This is a genomic window from Streptomyces cathayae, from assembly GCF_029760955.1.
GTDB lineage: Bacteria > Actinomycetota > Actinomycetes > Streptomycetales > Streptomycetaceae > Streptomyces > Streptomyces cathayae.
In genome coordinates this window covers 2763363-2779191 of the sequence record NZ_CP121682.1, presented here as the reverse complement: position 1 = coordinate 2779191, position 15829 = coordinate 2763363, and the positions used below count along the sequence as shown (strand labels likewise).

Sequence of the window (15829 nt, the reverse complement as noted above, 5' to 3'; positions counted from 1 at the left end):
CCGGCCGCCGCGTGACCTCCGTCACGCGGCGGCCGGGGCCGAGTGCTTCCGGGGCGCACCCGGAGGGTCCCCGCCTCAGACGTCCCTGGGACGCACCATGCACAGCGCCCAGATCATGAAGCCGGACAGTCCGATCATCACGACCGACCAGACCGGGTAGTACGGCAGCGACATGAAGTTGGCGATCATGATGAGCCCGCCGATCGCCACCCCGGCCACCCGCGCCCACGTCTTCGCCTGGAGGAGCCCGGCGCTGACGAGCACGGCCAGCACGCCCAGGGCCAGGTGGATCCAGCCCCAGGACGTGAGATCGAACTTGAAGACGTAGTTCTGCGTGGTGACGAAGACGTCGTCCTGGGCGATCGCGGAGATGCCCCGGACGATGCCGAGGATCCCCGCGAGCAGCAGCATGACGCCGCCGAAGACGGTCATTCCACCGGCCACCTGGTGTTTCGCGGACGGTGTGCGGGTGCGTGCGTGTGCGTGCGGAGCGTGTGTGGCCATGTCGCCACCTCATTCCGTCGTGTGCGGTCGGGGTGCGGGGCGTGGGGGCGGGCCCGGTGTGGGTCCGGTGTGGGTCCGGGGCGGGTCCGGGGCGGGTCAGCGGGCGTGCCCGGAGCCGTGGCCGCTCAGCACCAGTTCCTTGGCCCGGTTGAACTCCTCGTCGGTGAGGTCGCCGCGCGAGCGGATCTCGGACAGCCGGTGCAGTTCGTCGGCGGTGCCGGTCTGTGTGCCGTGACCCGCCGCGGTCTCCCGGATGTAGCTGTCGAACGCCTCCTGCTGCGCGCGGGCCTGCGCGATCTCCCGCCGCCCCATGTTCTTGCCGCGGGCGATGACGTAGACGAACACGCCGACGAAGGGCAGCACGATGACGAAGATCATCCAGCCGGTCTTGGCCCAGCCGCTCATCGAGTCGTCCCGGAAGATGTCGACGACGACCCGGAACAGCAGCACGAACCACATGACCCACAGGAACAGCAGCAGCATGGTCCAGAAGGCTCCGAGCAGGGGGTAGTCGTACGCGAGGTACGTCACGGGACTCATGGCTCTCCTCCGTCCGGCGCGGGGATGCGCGCCGGTTCCAGGCTGCCCACGGCGACGACCGTGCCGCCTCACCCCCGACGGGTGATCCCGGCGGGGTACGGAGTGCGGTGCGCTGGAGAGCGGACGTACGCCGAAGCCGGCCGAAGCCGGCAGAAGCCAGGAGGCCGGACCATGACCGCACCGAGCGCCGTCGCCGCGGCCCTCTCCCCGGCCGAGCGGACCGAGCGGGGCCGACTGGCCCGCAAACGCGTCGCACGCTCGGCGCACAGTCGGTTCGCGCCCGGCCCCGACCGCTTCGACCCGGTCGACGTGCTCGCGCGCCAGTCGGCCACGCGGGTGCCCGAACTGGTCCCGATCCGGTACGGGCGCATGCTGGAGTCGCCGTTCCGCTTCTACCGGGGCGCCGCCTCGATCATGGCCGCCGACCTCGCCACGCTGCCGCACAGCGGGCTGGAGGTGCAGCTGTGCGGCGACGCGCACCTGCTGAACTTCCGGCTGCTGGCCTCACCGGAACGGCATCTCGTCTTCGACATCAACGACTTCGACGAGACCTTCCCCGGCCCCTTCGAATGGGACGTCAAACGGCTCGCCGCCAGCCTCGTCATCGCCGGCCGAGCCAACGGCTTCTCCGCGCGGGAGCAGAACAAGACGGTCATCGCCTGCGCACGGGCGTACCGCGAACGGATGCGGGACTTCGCCGGCATGCGCACCCTGGACATCTGGTACGCCCAGGACGACGTCGACCGGATGCGGGAACTCCTCGCCTCCTCCCTCGACCGGTCCGTCCGGCGCCGTACCGAACGGGCCGCCGAGCGGGCCCGCGCCCACACCTACCTCCAGGCCGTCGACCGGCTCACCCGGCTCACCCCCGAGGGCCGGCGGATCACCCCGGACCCGCCCCTGATCACCCCGCTGCGCGACCTGCTGGCCGACGCGCCCGGCCGCGACGAGGAGAGCGAACTGCGTTCCGTCCTCAAGGGATACGCGGACACCCTGTCCTCCGAGCGCCGGCATCTGCTGCGCCGGTACCGGCTCGTGGACACGGCCCGCAAGGTGGTCGGCGTCGGCAGCGTCGGCACCCGCTGCTGGGTCCTGCTCCTGCTCGGCCGGGACGACGACGATCCGCTGCTGCTCCAGGCCAAGGAGGCGCAGGAGTCGGTGCTCGAGCCGTACACGGACGCCGAACGTTTCGACAACCAGGGCCGCCGCGTGGTGACCGGGCAGCGCCTGATCCAGACGAGCAGCGACATCTTCCTGGGCTGGACCCGGGTACGGGGCCTGGACGACCGGCAGCGGGACTTCTACGTGCGCCAGCTGCGGGACTGGAAGGGCATCGCGCGCCCGGAGACCATGGACGCCCGCACGCTCGCCCTCTTCGGGGGCTGGTGCGGCGGCAGTCTGGCCCGCGCCCACGCCCGCTCCGGCGATCCCCTCGCGATCGCCGCCTACCTGGGCACGAGCGACCGTTTCGACCAGGCCCTCCCCGACTTCGCCCAGGCCTACGCCGACCGCAACGAGCGGGACTTCGAACAACTCGCGACCGCCGTACGCTCCGGCCGCCTCCCCGTCGAGACCCTCTGACCCGCGGGCGTCAGGGCGTCAGTGGGGGGTCGGGCGCATTTCGACGACGCGCAGGCCCAGGGAGCGCAGGCGGGCCAGGAGTCCGTACAGGTGTGCCTCGTCGACGACCTGGCCGAACAGCACGGTCTGGCCCCGCATCACGACATGGTCCAGCTCGGGGAAGGTCTCGGTCAGCGTGTCCGACATGTGGCCGTCGACGCGGATCTCGTAGTGCATGCGCCCTCCTCCCACGGCTCGGGAGCGGCGGCAGACGTGCTGCCACCCTGCGATCGTCCACCCCGCCCGGCCGCCCCGCCCTCACCCGTGGCAGGTGAGCGGGGCGGCGGGCGGGGCGGTGAACGGCCCGCGCGCGGCGGCCGTGCTCACAGCAGCCGCAGGTCGCGGGCCCGGCGGACGGCGTCCGCGCGGCGGTTGACGTCGAGCTTCCGGTAGACGCTCTTGAGGTGGGTCTTCACCGTGTTGACCGACACGTACAGGTCGGCGGCGATCTCCTCGGTCGTCATCATCCGCGCCAGCCGCCGCAGCACGTCCCGCTCCCGGCCGCTCAGCTCCTCCACCACGGGCGGCACCGGGGGCGGCGGCACGTCGGCGGAGCCGGTGACGAGCCAGCCCGCGGCCAGCCCCCGCAGCGGGTCCGTGTCCAGCAGCGGTGCGATCCAGGGTCCGGCGTCCACGAAGGGGCGGCGCAGATGCCCGTGCCGGGCGCCGCGCAGCGCCGTGGTGAGCCACCGGCGGGCGGTGGCCGGATCGCCCGTCAGGTGCCCGTTCCAGGCCCGTACCAGGGCGGCCCGCACGGACACGCCGGGGCCGGTGCGGGCCGCGCCCTGCAGTGCGTCGAGGAGTGCGGCCGCCTCACCGGGGCGGCCCGCGGCGAGCTGCAGCCTGGCGGCCTCCACGACACAGGCCGGCTGGTCGAGGGGCACCTCGCGGAGCGCCTCGGCGGCGGCCTGCGGCCGTCCCTCGGCCAGGTGCGCGGCGGCCTCCGCCAGCGCCGCGTGGCCCCGCACCCAGGGGGAGGGCACCTCGGCGGTGACGTCCGGCCGGGCCGCCCGGACGGCGGCGCGCGCGTCACCGCGGGCCAGCAGCAGCCGGACCGTGGCGACGGCCCGCCCCGCCAGCGCGACCGGGTCGTGCGAGGCGTCCCCCTCCGTGGGGGTGACCGCCTCGTCGAGCAGTTCCTGCGCCCGGTCCAGCTCGTCGCGGTCCACCGCCACCGCCGCCAGCACCAGCCGCTCCATGCCGGTGCCGGGCGGGCCGGGAAGGCTGTACCGCGCGGTCTCGGCCAGCGCCTGGGACGCCTTGTGCTCCGCCCGGCCGGGCCAGCCGTTGAGCTGGTCGATCAGCGCGAGCTGGGCCAGGGCGTCCTGTCTGGGCAGCGCGGTCGACGCCCCCTCGGGCCCGGTGGCGGCCGCGGTCAGGGCCGTCCGGGCGTCCTCGAAGCGGCCCGCCCACAGCCGGGCCGAGCCCAGGTGGGTCAGCAGCAGCGCGGTGAGCTCGGGATGCCGGTCCAGCAGGTCGGCGGGTACGGCACCGCGCAGCTCCCCGGCCAGCCGGGCGGCCCGCTCCGCACGCGCCGGGGACCCCGTCAGCCGGGCCGCCAGCACCTCCAACAGCGCCCAGCACAGCCGCGCCGCCACCGGGTCCGGGGCGGCCCCCTCGGCCACCTGCCTCCCGGCGCGCTCCAGCCGGGCCGGCCCCCGGTCCAGATCGCCGTGGGCCAGGTCGCGGGCCGCCCGGACGAGTTCCGGCGCGGGGCCCGTCGCGTCGGGCGCCATACGGGAGAACAGGTCGTCCAGACCGGCCGAGCGCAGCCCGGTGAACAGCTGGCCGATGGCCAGATCGGAGACCAGGGTGCCGGCGGCGAAGTCCCAGTCACCGGCGGCGGCGCCGTGGACGAGCGTCTCCGGCAGGAATCCCGCGCCCTTCAGCCAGCGCGCGGCCCGCCGGTGCAGTTCCGGTGCCAGACCGGGGTGCCGCATCGCCAGATGGGCCCGCAGGATCTCCGCGAACAACGGGTGCAGGCCGTACCAGCAGTGCCCGAGATGCTGCACGAAGGCGTTGCGCTGGTGCAGGGAGTGCAGCACGGGCCCGGCGTCCGAGCGCCCCGTCAGCGCGTTCGCGAGGTCGGGGCAGAACCGCTCCAGGACACTGACCCGCAGCAGCAGGTCCTGCGTGTCGGGCGGCTGGATGTTCAGCACCTCGGCCAGCAGGAAGTCGGCCACCGTGCTCTGCCCGGCCTCGAACTCCTTCAGATACGTCTCCGGGTCGGGGCTCTCCCGCGCGGCCAGCGCGCACAGCCGCAGCCCGGCGGCCCACCCCCCGGTACGGTCCACGAGGGCGTGCGCGACGGACGCGGGCAGGGACAGCCCGTGCCGGTCGAGGAGTTCACCGGCCTCCCGCGCGGTGAACGCCAGTTCCGCGTCCCGGATCTCCGTCAGCTCTCCGGCGGCCCGGTAGCGGTGCAGCGGCAGCAGCGGTTCCGTACGGGACACCACGACCAGACGCAGGCCCCCTCCCGCGTGCCGCAGGACGAAGTCCAGCTGGGCGGCCGTCTCCGGCGCGGCGACCCGGTCGAACTCGTCGAGCACGAGGACCGCCGGCCGCCGCGCCGCCGCCGGGCCGCTCAGTTCGGCGGCCAGCCGGTTCAGCAGCCCCTCGTCCACCCGGCTCGGGTCGGCGGGGCAGCCCACCGCCGCGGGGACCGGCACCCCGGCGGTGTGCAGGGCCCGCAGCACGTACGCCCAGAACACGCCGGGCCGCAGATGCGGCGCGTCGGTGGTGAGCCAGGCCACGGGCCGGCCGAGGCCGGCCGCCCAGTCCGCGACGAGCAGGGTCTTGCCGGCTCCCGCCGCCCCGTTGACGATCGTCAGAGGTGTGGCGAGGGCACCGTCGAGATGCCGGATCAGACGCTCCCGGCGCAGGAACGTGACCGGTCTCGGGGGGACCGCGTACCGGGTCCGCAGGAACGGGTCCCCCCGGGGATCGACATCAGGGAGGTCGGGGGTGTCCCGCTCCGGGACGTCGTCGATGGCCATGGCGCTCACCACCCACCGTCGGCCGCCTCACGCGCGGCGCTTCACCTTCCAGCATCCCAGCGTCGGCCCCGCCCCGCGCGCCGCGGCGGTGTCCGCGCGGGGGCGGCCCGGGAAGACACGGAGGCGGCGCCGCCGGAGTCGAGTTCGACCCCGGCGGCGCCGCCTCCCGGGCATGCGTGCCCGCACGCGCGCTGTGGTGTCAGTGAGCGGCGACGGCCACCGCGGGCTCCGGGGCGTCCGCCGACCGGGCACTCGTGTTCCTCGCCTCCTCGGCGCGGCTCTTGATGCCGATGACGGCGGCCACGGCACCGAGGACGCACAGGACGCCGGTGACGGTGACGGCGGAGTGCAGACCGTTGACGAACGCCTGGCCGCTGCCCTCGACGACGGCGGCCCTGAGCTGTGCCGGCATGTCGCCGGCGACCGGGGCGATGCCCATCGTGACGGCGTCCTCGGCCTGCTGCAGGCCGTGCGCGGTGTCCGTCGGGACCCCCGCGGCGGTCAGCTCGCCGAACAGCGTGGAGCCGACCCGGCCGGCGATCACGGTGACCAGCACCGAGGTGCCGAGCGCGCCACCGATCTGCAGCATCGTGGACTGCAGGCCGGAGGCCACACCGCCGTCCTCGACCGGCGCGTTGCCGATGATCGCGGCGGCGGTGGCGGGCAGCACGATGCCGACGCCGAGGCCCATCGCGACGAACGGCGGCCACATCGTCGCGTAGGACGAGTCGACGGTCCAGGTGAGCATGGAGAACATGGCGGCGGCCGAGAGGGTCAGACCCAGCGGGATCGTGACGCGTGCGCCGAAGCGGGCGGTCAGCTGGGAGCCGATCGGCGAGGCGAACAGCGACGCGATCGACATCGGCAGGGTGCTGACACCGGCCTCGACCGGCGTGTAGCCCCGCACGTTCTGCAGGTACAGCATGATGAAGAAGATGCCGCCGAGCATCACGAAGAAGTTCAGCAGGGTCATGACCGCGCCGGTGGTCAGCGACCGGTTGCGGAACAGGCGCATCGGCAGCAGCGGGTGCTCCCGCCGGGTCTCGTACCAGCCGAAGACGACCAGCAGCGCCAGACCCAGGGCGATGGAGCCGAGGGTCCCGGCGGAGGTCCAGCCCCAGGTTTCGCCCTTGATGATGCCGAAGACGAGCGCGACCATGCCCGCGGCCAGCAGGACGACACCGGGGATGTCGAAGCGATGGTGACCGGTGGAGTTCTTGGACTCGGCGAGAACCACCGCGCTGAACGCCAGCGCGACGATGCCGATCGGCAGGTTCAGGAAGAAGACCGACTCCCAGTCGACGTGCTCGACGAGCAGCCCGCCGACGATCGGGCCCAGCGAGGTCGACACGGCCGAGACCATGCCCCAGATGCCCACCGCGAGGGGGAACCGCTTCGGCGGGAAGACGGCGCGCAGGATGCCCAGGGTGTTGGGCATCAGGATGCCGCCCGCCACACCCTGCAGGGCGCGGAAGACGATGACGCCCTCGATGCTGCCGACCAGGCCGATGGCGACCGAGGTGACGACGAAGCCGCCGATGCCGACGAGGTAGTAGAAGCGCCGGCCGAACCGGTCGCCGAGCTTGCCGCCGAGGATCATCGAGGCGGCGAGCGCGATCAGGTAGGAGTTGGTGACCCACTGCAGTTCCGCGGTGCTGGCCCCGAGGTCCTTGCCGATCGCCGGGTTGGCGATGGCGACGACGGAACCGTCGAGCTGCACCATGAGCAGGCCGAACGAGACCGCGATCAGCGCGAGCCAGGGGTTGGCCCGGAGCCGCTCGAGCGTCGACTGCGGGGAGGCAGCCGTGCCGGGGGCGGGGGCGGAGTGATCCACGGGTGTGGACGCCATGAAGGAAGCCGTTTCTTTCTCTGAAGGGGACGAACGAACCGCGCGGCGCACGACCGCGGGCGGGCAGCCGGGCAGCCGGGCAGCCGGGCAGTCGGGTGTGCGGGGCCGGGCCGTGAGCGGGTCGGCCCACGGGGAACCGCCCCGAAGCAGCACTGCTTCGGGGGGACGGACTGCCCTGGGGAAAGGGAGAGGAGCGGTGAGGCCCTCGTCAGTGGGCGGCCGGGTGGAGGTGCCGGGCCAGTGCTTTCAGCGCGCCGACGGCGGAACCGAGTGCGTCCAGCTCACCGTCGGTGAGGGACTGCAGTGCCCGGCCGAGATGGCTCTGCTCGAGAGTGTCCACCTCGGCGATGCGCTGCCGCGAGGCCTCGGTGAGGTGGAGGTGGGCGATCCGCTTGTCGGCGCCGTCCTGCCGCCGCTCCAGCTCTCCCCGCTCCGTGAGCTGGGAGACCAGCGCGCTGACGTTGTTGGGCTTCATCAGCAGCGCCTCGGCCGCCTCGCGCACCGTGGCGCCCTCACGCCGGGCGACGAACCTCAGCAGGGCGAGCTGCCCCTCGGACGGCTTCGGGTGCGGATACTCGCTCGCCACCCGCCGGTCCAGGGCCCGGTGCAGCGCGGGCAGGCACGCCGCGAGCTCGGAGCTCACGTGCGCGACGCGCTGTTCGGGGGCACTGCTGCTGGACACCAGAAGATGATAAGTATCCGGGCATACCTATGTCAAGATAGTCATGCGATCGGTGCTCCAGACCCCCTGGCCGAGATCGCCCCCTAGTTGAGCAGGGCCCGTGCCGCTCGGGCCTGGCCCCGGATCCGCTCCGCGGTCGGCTCGTCCACCGCGGCCACCACCTCGGCGTACGCCTCCAGCTCGTCCGCGCCGTCGGCGAAGTCACCGCGCTGCACCAGCAGCTGAGCCCGCTCGTACCGCAGCCGGGCCGGCCGGGAGGGGAGCAGCAGGGACAGCTCCACCGCCCACAGCGCCACGTCCGACCGCTCCGGGCGGGCGGACGCCCAGGCCCGGATGTTGTTCAGGATGCGCAGGACGACGTCCAGCGGATCGGCCGGCGTCAGCATCGACGCGTCCAGCGGTGCCCCCGTGGCCCCGGCGACCAGCAGATCCGCGTCGGCCCCGGTCAGCACCCGCCCCCCGTCGAAGGGATCGACGAGCACCCGCTGCTCCGCCTTTCCGAGGCCCACCACGAAATGTCCGGGCAGCGCGACCCCGTACACCGGGGCGCCCGCCCGCCGGGCCACCTCCAGCCACACCACCGACAGCAGGATCGGCAGCCCGCGCCGGCGGCGCAGCACCTCGTGCAGCAGCGACGACTCCAGGCGCCGGTAGTCGCCCGGGGTGCCGTGGAATCCGCACCGCTCGCCCAGCAGCTCCCGCAGCGCCGTCGCCCAGGCGTGCGGGGAGCCGGGCCGGTAGGGGAGCCGGCCGGCCAGCGCGTCCAGCTCGATCTGCGCGGTGTCCATGCCCGCCTCGTCCAGCGTGCCGTCCGCCTCCGCACCGACCAGCAGGCAGAGCGCGGACAGGTCCGGCTGCTCGGAGCGGGCCTCCTCGGTGAACCGCCGTCGCAGTTCGGCGGACCGTTCCGGGGACGGGGGGCGGGGGGAGCGCATAACCGGTCAGTGCCCTCTCACGGCGATCCGTCACCTGCCGGAGCCGGTGAGCCGGGCGCGCGGTAGTGGTGGTACGTGTGATGCGTGGCGAAGCCCATCCTGTCGTACAGGGCGCGTGCTTCCACGTTGTCCTCCTCGACCTGGAGCCACGCGGCCGACGCGCCCTCGTCCAGCGCCCGCCGGGCCAGCGCCGCCATCACGGCCGTCGCAAGTCCGCGCCGCCGCCGCGCCGGGTCCACCTTGACCGCCGCGAAGCCCGCCCACCGCCCGTCGACGACGCACCGCCCGATCGCGTCCGGCGCGGACCCGCCCGGCACGGTCGCGAACCACACTGAGGGGCCGCTGTTCAGGACCTCCAGGGCCACCTCGCTCACGCCCCTGCGCCGGTAGCGCCTGAGCCACGCCTCGTCGGCCTCCCGGGACAGCACGACCTCGGAGCCCTCGGCCGGGTCGGCCGGGTCGGCCGGGTCGGCGATCGGGGCGAGGCCGCCGATCCACAGCTCGGCGGTCACCTCGCGCACCCAGCCCCGCCGTTCCAGCTCCGCGCACAACTGCTCCTGCGCGCCCGCGGCGCCGGTCGCCGTCTGGAGGCAGGCGGGCAGCCCCCGGTCGGCGTACCAGCGGCGTACGGCCGTCAGCGCCTCGTCCAGCGGCACACCCGGGTCGCCGAGCGGCAGCACGGAGTTGGCCCGGCGGGTGAAGCCGGCCGCCGCCCTCAGCTCCCAGTCGCCCAGCCGCTCGCTCTCCACCGGCCGCCACGCCCGCGCGGCCACCCGCGCCAGTTCCTCGTACGAGGCGGCCGGACCGCGCCTGCGGGCCGGGGCGGACGGCACCACCTTGCCCGCGACCAGGGCGGATTCCGCGATGCGGATGCTTTCCCCGCTCTTTCGTGTGATCCGCAGCACACCGTTGTCCCATGATGTGAGAACCCCGACCGTGTCGGTGAACCTCTCACCCGGTGGACCGTGTGGGATCAAGCTTCGTACGGAGACCCGTTTGCCCACGTCAGCAGCGGTGATGCGGACCTCGAGACGCCCGGCCGCAGATATTTCCACAGGTCAGTTCACCCCTCCTGTTCGGATCTTGCCCCGGAACGGAGATACTAGGGGCGGGCATCGACGACGCCGCGCTCCCGCGCGCCAGGCGGCGGAGCCTGAGGAGGCCCGCCGGCGCCCAATCGAGGAGGAACGACAGCGTGACCTACGTCATCGCGCAGCCTTGTGTCGACGTGAAGGACAAGGCGTGCATCGAGGAGTGCCCGGTCGACTGCATCTACGAGGGCCAGCGGTCCTTGTACATCCACCCGGACGAATGTGTCGACTGCGGCGCCTGTGAACCGGTCTGCCCGGTCGAGGCCATCTTCTACGAGGACGACACTCCCGAGGAGTGGAAGGACTACTACAAGGCGAACGTCGAGTTCTTCGACGACCTCGGCTCGCCCGGCGGTGCCAGCAAGCTGGGGCTGATCGAGCGAGACCACCCGTTCATCGCCGCGCTGCCGCCGCAGGCCTAGAACGCGCTGATCGCGCACCGGCGGTGCGCCCCGGAATCCGGGGTCTGCCGTTGCGCGCGGCCCGCACGTCCGTGCCGCCTCGGCTCCGTACGGTCCGATCGCATCCGATCGCCGTACGGGGCCGAGGCGTTTGCCGTACCGGTGCAGCAGCGCGGCAGCAGTGCCGCACCAGAAAGTGAGCCAGAACCCGTGTCCGCAGTCTCCGACCGGCTGCCCACCTTCCCCTGGGACAAGCTGGAGCCCTACAAGAAGACGGCCGCCGGGCACCCCGACGGCATCGTCGACCTCTCGGTCGGCACCCCCGTCGACCCGGTCCCCGAACGGATCCAGAAAGCCCTGATCGCCGCGGCGGACTCCCCGGGCTATCCCACGGTCTGGGGCACCCCGGAACTGCGCGACGCGCTCACCCACTGGGTGGAGCGTCGCCTGGGGGCCCGTGAGATCACCCACCGCCATGTGCTGCCGGTCGTCGGCTCCAAGGAACTGGTCGCCTGGCTCCCCACCCAGCTGGGCCTCGGTCCCGGCGACCGGGTGGCGTACCCGCGCCTGGCCTATCCGACGTACGAGGTCGGCGCCCGCCTGGCCCGCGCGGAGCACGAGGCGTACGACGACCCGACCGCACTGGACCCGGCGGGCCTGAAGCTCCTCTGGCTGAACTCCCCGTCCAACCCGACGGGCAAGGTGCTCTCCAAGGCGGAGCTGACCCGGATCGTCGCCTGGGCCCGTGAACACGGCGTCCTCGTCTTCTCCGACGAGTGCTACCTCGAACTGGGCTGGGACGCCGAACCGGTCTCGGTGCTGCACCCCGACGTCAACGGCGGCTCGTACGAGGGCATCGTCTCCGTGCACTCGCTGTCCAAGCGGTCCAACCTCGCGGGCTACCGCGCCGCCTTCCTGGCCGGTGACCCCGACGTCCTCGGGCCGCTGCTGCAGATCCGCAAGCACGGCGGCATGATGACCTCGGCGCCCACCCAGGCGGCCATGGTGGCGGCCCTGGGCGACGACGAGCACGTGCGCGTCCAGCGCGAGCGGTACGCGGCCCGCCGCACCGCCCTGCGGATGGCCCTTCTGGGGCACGGCTTCCGGATCGAGCACAGCGAGGCCGGGCTCTACCTGTGGGCCACCCGCGACGAGTCCTGCTGGGACACCGTCGGCCGCCTCGCCGAGCGCGGCGTCCTGGTCGCGCCGGGCGACTTCTACGGCCCGGCGGGCGAGAAGTTCGTACGCGTCGCCGTGACCGCCACGGACGAGCGCGTCCGCGCGGCGGTGGAGCGACTGAAGGCGTGACGCGGCGAACACGACGCGGCGGGCGTGACGCCGTGGAGTGCACGACGTGCGCGGACGGGGCCCGGGGGAACCCGGGCCCCGTCCGCGTGGTGGGGGGCACGCACCGGCGTACGGGCCGGGGCGGTGGGGGTGGGCTCAGCCGATCGGCAGCGACGCGGCCGGCAGGGTCCGGGCGGTCGGCACGCCGTCCAGGGGGAGGGAGCCGGTGGTGCCCGTGGCGTCGTTGACGACCTGCGTCGTGTCGTTCACGGGGGAGGCCAGGTTCGACCCGTCCAGGGCGGTCAGCCCGCCGACGTTCGGGGTGGCCGGCAGCGCCGGGGCCGCGACGGCGGAACCGGCCGCACCGACCCCGGCGGCCGCTCCGGCGGCGACGAGCAGCGCGGCACGGGCGATCCGGCGGGTCAGGGGGAGGGACATGGTGCTCCTTGAGCGGGAGGGGACGATGGCGTGTCCGTCCGGACCCGGCGGTCGATCCCCGGGCTCGGACGCAGTGAATACCGCTCGAGGGCAGGGAAGGTTGCGGCAGGGCGACGTAAAGAGTTGGCAATGCGTCGCATGATCGGCTGGGCGTAAAAGCGGACGAACGGTGCGCGGTCCGGCGGGCTGGCGAATGGTTACGGCGGCGCGGCCCCAAGGGACACCGCCGGACCGGGGCTGACGACGCGACACCTCGCGCACGCCGTCAGCGGCCCGCACTCCGGACAACCCCTGGGGGCGACCTCTCGCACCACTGTGCGGCGCCCCTGTGGGGGCTACCGCGCGGTCGTGATCCGGACCTCGCCCGCGCCGTCGCCCGCGGCCCCGGTGTTCTTTCCACCGTTCTTGCCGTCGGTCTCGCCGCCGTTCTCACCGGCGGTCTCGCCGTCGAGCGTGCGCCACTGGTGGCCGGCGTTCCCCGCGGTCCACTCCCGTCCGGCGTACGCCACCCGCTCCAGGCGCAACTCGGAGGCGTTGGCCACGGCCCAGTGCGCGAGCTGCCAGCCCTGTGCCCCGGCCTTCCGTCCCGCGTCGGCGTCGGCGCGGACCGACAGCGTCACGGTCCGCCCGTCGGAGTCGACGTCGGCATCCGCCAAGGGCGCGTCGGGAGCGTCGGGCGGGGGCGACGACGCGGGCGGCACGGGGGAGGGGGCCGAGGGGTCCGCCGTGTCGCTCACCTCGGCACCGGCGGGCTCCAGCGTGCCCCCTCCGAAGTCCCGGGCCAGCGCCGCGCGCACCGCGTCGGTACCCGCCGCACGGGCCGTCCCCGGGCGGCCCTTGCAGGTCAGGGTGGCCGCCGAGTGACCGGTGAGGGCGGCGGCCAGCAGGGTGGCGTCCGGCTCGTGCTTGGCGTACGCCTGCGGGAAGCCGCTGAGCTGCACCCGCTGCGCGGCGACGGTGAGCGGCAGCCGGGTGTAGCCCGGCACCTTCTCCAGGCCCTCGTAGAACTTCTCCGCCGAGTACACCGGGTCCATGATCTCCTCCGGTGTGCCCCAGCCCTGCGAGGGCCGCTGCTGGAACAGGCCGAGCGAGTCGCGGTCGCCGTAGTCGATGTTCCGCAGCGCCGACTCCTGGAGGGCCGTCGCCAACGCGATCGTCACGGCCCGCTCGGGCAGTTCGCGCGCGGTGCCCACGGCGGTGATCGTCGCCGCGTTCACCGCCTGCTCCGGAGTGAACTCGTACGTGGCTCCGTCGCCCTTGCCCGACACGACGCGGCAGCCCGGCCCGCTGCCGCCCCCCGAGTCGTACTGGACCGCGAGGTAGCCGGCGACTCCGAGGAGAACCACGGAGGCCGCCCCGAAGCGGAGGAGACGGCCCCGGCGCCTGGAAGGAAGAGGTGGCTCTGACACGCGTACAAGGTACTGGAGAGTACGAGGCGTGTGTGCCGGGTGTGGGCAGTGTGCCCGGACCCGCGCGTTAGGGTCGACGTCATGGCCGACATCCCGCTTGACCTCACCCTGGACGCGGCACGACTGACCGCGCGGCTCGTCGACTTCCCCTCCGTCAGCGGCACCGAGAAGCCGCTCGCGGACGCGATCGAGTCCGTCCTGCGCGACCTGCCGCACCTCACGGTCGACCGGTACGGCAACAACGTCGTGGCCCGGACGCACCTCGGACGCGCGGAGCGGGTGATCCTCGCCGGCCACATCGACACCGTCCCGATCGCGGACAACCTCCCCTCCCGGCTCGACGCGGACGGCGTGCTGTGGGGCTGCGGCACCTGTGACATGAAGGCGGGTGTGGCGGTCCAGCTGCGCATCGCGGCCACCGTCCCCGCCCCCAACCGGGATCTGACCTTCGTCTTCTACGACAACGAGGAGGTCGCCGCGGACCTCAACGGGCTGAAGCACGTCGCCGAGCAGCACCCCGACTGGCTGGAGGGCGACTTCGCGGTGCTCCTCGAGCCCTCCGACGGCCAGGTGGAGGGCGGCTGCCAGGGCACCCTCCGGGTGCTGCTGAGGACCACGGGCGAGCGCGCCCACTCCGCGCGGAGCTGGATGGGCTCCAACGCGATCCACGCGGCGGCCCCCGTCCTCGCCCGCCTCGCCGCCTACGAGCCGCGCCACCCGGTGATCGACGGCCTGGAGTACCGGGAGGGCATGAACGCGGTGGGCATCTCCGGGGGCGTGGCCGGCAACGTCATCCCCGACGAGTGCGTCGTCACCGTGAACTTCCGCTACGCGCCCGACCGTTCGGAGGCAGAGGCGCTGGCCCACGTGCGGGAGGTCTTCGCCGACTGCGGCGTGACCGAGTTCGTCGTCGACGACCACAGCGGTGCGGCCCTGCCCGGCCTGTCCCACCCGGCCGCGGCGGCCTTCATCGAGGCCGTGGGCGGCACCCCCCAGCCCAAGTACGGCTGGACGGACGTCTCCCGTTTCTCGGCGCTCGGCGTCCCGGCGGTCAACTACGGTCCCGGCAACCCGCACCTGGCGCACAAGCGGGACGAACGCGTGGACACGGCGAAGATCCTGGCGGGGGAGGAACGGCTGCGGTCCTGGCTGACCGCGTGAGGGAGTTTCGGAACGCTGTCCCGCGGACATGCTGACGTCCCCCGCGCGTAACCCGCGTAGATCTACGCTGAAATGGAACGATCTCTCCCCGGCGCCTCGGCGTCCCCCGAGCGGGGAGACGGCAACAGGAGGGAGCACATATGGCTACTGGCAACCCCGAGGGCAAGAAGAGCCCACCGGAGGAACAGCGCCTGGGCCCGGTGCTCCGCAGGCGGAGCCAGGTCCAGACGACCACCACGGACCAGCGGCTGCTGGACGGGCGCGCGCCCTCGGACTGGGTGCACACCGACCCCTGGCGGGTGCTGCGCATCCAGTCGGAGTTCATCGAGGGCTTCGGCGCGCTCGCCGAGCTGCCGCCCGCCATCAGCGTCTTCGGCTCGGCGCGCACACCGCTGGACTCACCGGAGTACGAGACCGGTGTCCGGCTGGGCCGGGGACTGGTCGAGGCGGGCTTCGCGGTGGTCACCGGCGGCGGCCCCGGGGCCATGGAAGCGGCCAACAAGGGCGCGTGCGAGGCCGAGGGCGTCTCGGTCGGCCTCGGCATCGAGCTGCCGTTCGAGCAGGGGCTGAACAGCTACGTCGACATCGGTCTGAACTTCCGGTACTTCTTCGTGCGCAAGCTGATGTTCGTCAAGTACTCGCAGGGCTTCGTGGTCCTGCCCGGCGGACTCGGCACCCTCGACGAACTCTTCGAGGCCCTGACCCTGGTCCAGACGCAGAAGATCACCCAGTTCCCCATCGTCCTGTTCGGCACCGGCTACTGGGGCGGTCTGGTCGACTGGCTGCACGGCACGGTCATCGCCCAGGGCAAGGCGGCCGACAAGGACCTGCTCCTCTTCCACGTCACGGACGACGTCGACGAAGCGGTGGCCCTGGTGTCCAAGGAGGCGGGCCGCTGAGGCGGTAGGGCGTGAGG

The 15829-nt window shown here is 73.3% G+C and carries 14 protein-coding genes and 1 pseudogene; 5 read left to right on the top strand and 10 right to left on the bottom strand.

The features are described 5' to 3' along the window. Positions 1-75: 75 nt before the first annotated feature. Together PYS65_RS12445 and PYS65_RS12440 are read right to left on the bottom strand one after the other, a co-directional pair. Positions 76-504, bottom strand: coding sequence for a DUF7144 family membrane protein (locus tag PYS65_RS12445; protein WP_279334017.1), 429 nt, complete (start codon positions 502-504; stop codon positions 76-78). Between the two features lie 96 nt (positions 505-600). After that, on the bottom strand, positions 601-1044 hold the full coding sequence (locus tag PYS65_RS12440; RefSeq protein WP_279334016.1) for a PLDc N-terminal domain-containing protein: 444 nt from the start codon (positions 1042-1044) through the stop codon (positions 601-603). Between the two features lie 171 nt (positions 1045-1215). Here PYS65_RS12440 and PYS65_RS12435 point away from each other — a divergent pair, with 171 nt between their 5' ends. Further along, positions 1216-2625, top strand: a complete 1410-nt coding sequence (locus PYS65_RS12435) for a DUF2252 domain-containing protein (protein ID WP_279334015.1) — start codon at positions 1216-1218, stop codon at positions 2623-2625. An 18-nt stretch (positions 2626-2643) separates the two neighbouring features. Here the strand turns inward: PYS65_RS12435 and PYS65_RS12430 are convergent, their stop codons facing one another. The 6 genes from PYS65_RS12430 to PYS65_RS12405 all read right to left on the bottom strand — a co-directional run bounded on the left by PYS65_RS12430 (position 2644) and on the right by PYS65_RS12405 (position 10181). After that, on the bottom strand, positions 2644-2841 hold the full coding sequence (locus PYS65_RS12430) for a hypothetical protein (RefSeq protein WP_279334014.1): 198 nt from the start codon (positions 2839-2841) through the stop codon (positions 2644-2646). 146 nt (positions 2842-2987) lie between these two features. Further along, entirely contained in the window at positions 2988-5660 is a 2673-nt protein-coding gene (locus tag PYS65_RS12425; RefSeq protein WP_279334013.1) for a winged helix-turn-helix domain-containing protein, read from the bottom strand. 199 nt (positions 5661-5859) lie between these two features. Next, positions 5860-7509 carry an MFS transporter gene (locus PYS65_RS12420; RefSeq protein WP_279334012.1) on the bottom strand — a complete coding sequence of 550 codons (1650 nt, stop codon included), beginning with the start codon at positions 7507-7509 and terminating at the stop codon, positions 5860-5862. Positions 7510-7717: 208 nt separating this feature from the next. Continuing rightward, a complete protein-coding gene (locus PYS65_RS12415) occupies positions 7718-8191 on the bottom strand; it encodes a MarR family winged helix-turn-helix transcriptional regulator (RefSeq protein WP_279334011.1) in 474 nt (157 codons plus the stop codon). 83 nt (positions 8192-8274) lie between these two features. Continuing rightward, entirely contained in the window at positions 8275-9126 is an 852-nt protein-coding gene (locus tag PYS65_RS12410) for a SirB1 family protein (RefSeq protein WP_279334010.1), read from the bottom strand. A 17-nt stretch (positions 9127-9143) separates the two neighbouring features. Continuing rightward, on the bottom strand, positions 9144-10181 hold the full coding sequence (locus PYS65_RS12405; RefSeq protein WP_279334009.1) for a GNAT family N-acetyltransferase: 1038 nt from the start codon (positions 10179-10181) through the stop codon (positions 9144-9146). Between the two features lie 140 nt (positions 10182-10321). On the opposite strand from PYS65_RS12405, the gene fdxA reads away from it, so the two are divergent. After that, a complete protein-coding gene (gene fdxA / locus PYS65_RS12400; protein WP_055572727.1) occupies positions 10322-10639 on the top strand; it encodes a ferredoxin in 318 nt (105 codons plus the stop codon). Positions 10640-10828: 189 nt separating this feature from the next. After that, positions 10829-11926 carry a bifunctional succinyldiaminopimelate transaminase/glutamate-prephenate aminotransferase gene (locus tag PYS65_RS12395; protein ID WP_279334008.1) on the top strand — a complete coding sequence of 366 codons (1098 nt, stop codon included), beginning with the start codon at positions 10829-10831 and terminating at the stop codon, positions 11924-11926. A gap of 263 nt (positions 11927-12189) precedes the next feature. Here PYS65_RS12395 and PYS65_RS12390 read toward each other — a convergent pair. Together PYS65_RS12390 and PYS65_RS12385 are read right to left on the bottom strand one after the other, a co-directional pair. Further along, positions 12190-12343: pseudogene (locus tag PYS65_RS12390) on the bottom strand (ATP-binding protein); the annotation flags it as partial. A gap of 335 nt (positions 12344-12678) precedes the next feature. Continuing rightward, positions 12679-13752 (bottom strand): VldE C-terminal domain-containing protein, encoded by a 1074-nt coding sequence (locus tag PYS65_RS12385; RefSeq protein WP_423836083.1) that lies wholly within the window; start codon positions 13750-13752, stop codon positions 12679-12681. 81 nt (positions 13753-13833) lie between these two features. On the opposite strand from PYS65_RS12385, the gene dapE reads away from it, so the two are divergent. Further along, a complete protein-coding gene (gene dapE / locus PYS65_RS12380; RefSeq protein WP_279334007.1) occupies positions 13834-14913 on the top strand; it encodes a succinyl-diaminopimelate desuccinylase in 1080 nt (359 codons plus the stop codon). Between the two features lie 140 nt (positions 14914-15053). Then, the gene (locus PYS65_RS12375) at positions 15054-15812 is read left to right on the top strand and encodes an LOG family protein (RefSeq protein ID WP_279334006.1); all 759 of its coding nucleotides are present in this window, start codon (positions 15054-15056) and stop codon (positions 15810-15812) included. The last annotated feature ends 17 nt before the right edge of the window (positions 15813-15829 follow it).

Bases quoted from the DNA above. Each gene is read 5' to 3' on its own strand.
- dapE (WP_279334007.1), top strand. From the start codon at position 13,834: ATGGCCGACATCCCGCTTGACCTCACCCTGGACGCGGCACGACTGACC.
- PYS65_RS12420 (WP_279334012.1), bottom strand. From the start codon at position 7,509: ATGGCGTCCACACCCGTGGATCACTCCGCCCCCGCCCCCGGCACGGCT.
- PYS65_RS12430 (WP_279334014.1), bottom strand. From the start codon at position 2,841: ATGCACTACGAGATCCGCGTCGACGGCCACATGTCGGACACGCTGACC.
- PYS65_RS12435 (WP_279334015.1), top strand. From the start codon at position 1,216: ATGACCGCACCGAGCGCCGTCGCCGCGGCCCTCTCCCCGGCCGAGCGG.
- PYS65_RS12445 (WP_279334017.1), bottom strand. From the start codon at position 504: ATGGCCACACACGCTCCGCACGCACACGCACGCACCCGCACACCGTCC.
- PYS65_RS12440 (WP_279334016.1), bottom strand. From the start codon at position 1,044: ATGAGTCCCGTGACGTACCTCGCGTACGACTACCCCCTGCTCGGAGCC.
- PYS65_RS12375 (WP_279334006.1), top strand. From the start codon at position 15,054: ATGGCTACTGGCAACCCCGAGGGCAAGAAGAGCCCACCGGAGGAACAG.
- PYS65_RS12425 (WP_279334013.1), bottom strand. From the start codon at position 5,660: ATGGCCATCGACGACGTCCCGGAGCGGGACACCCCCGACCTCCCTGAT.
- PYS65_RS12410 (WP_279334010.1), bottom strand. From the start codon at position 9,126: ATGCGCTCCCCCCGCCCCCCGTCCCCGGAACGGTCCGCCGAACTGCGA.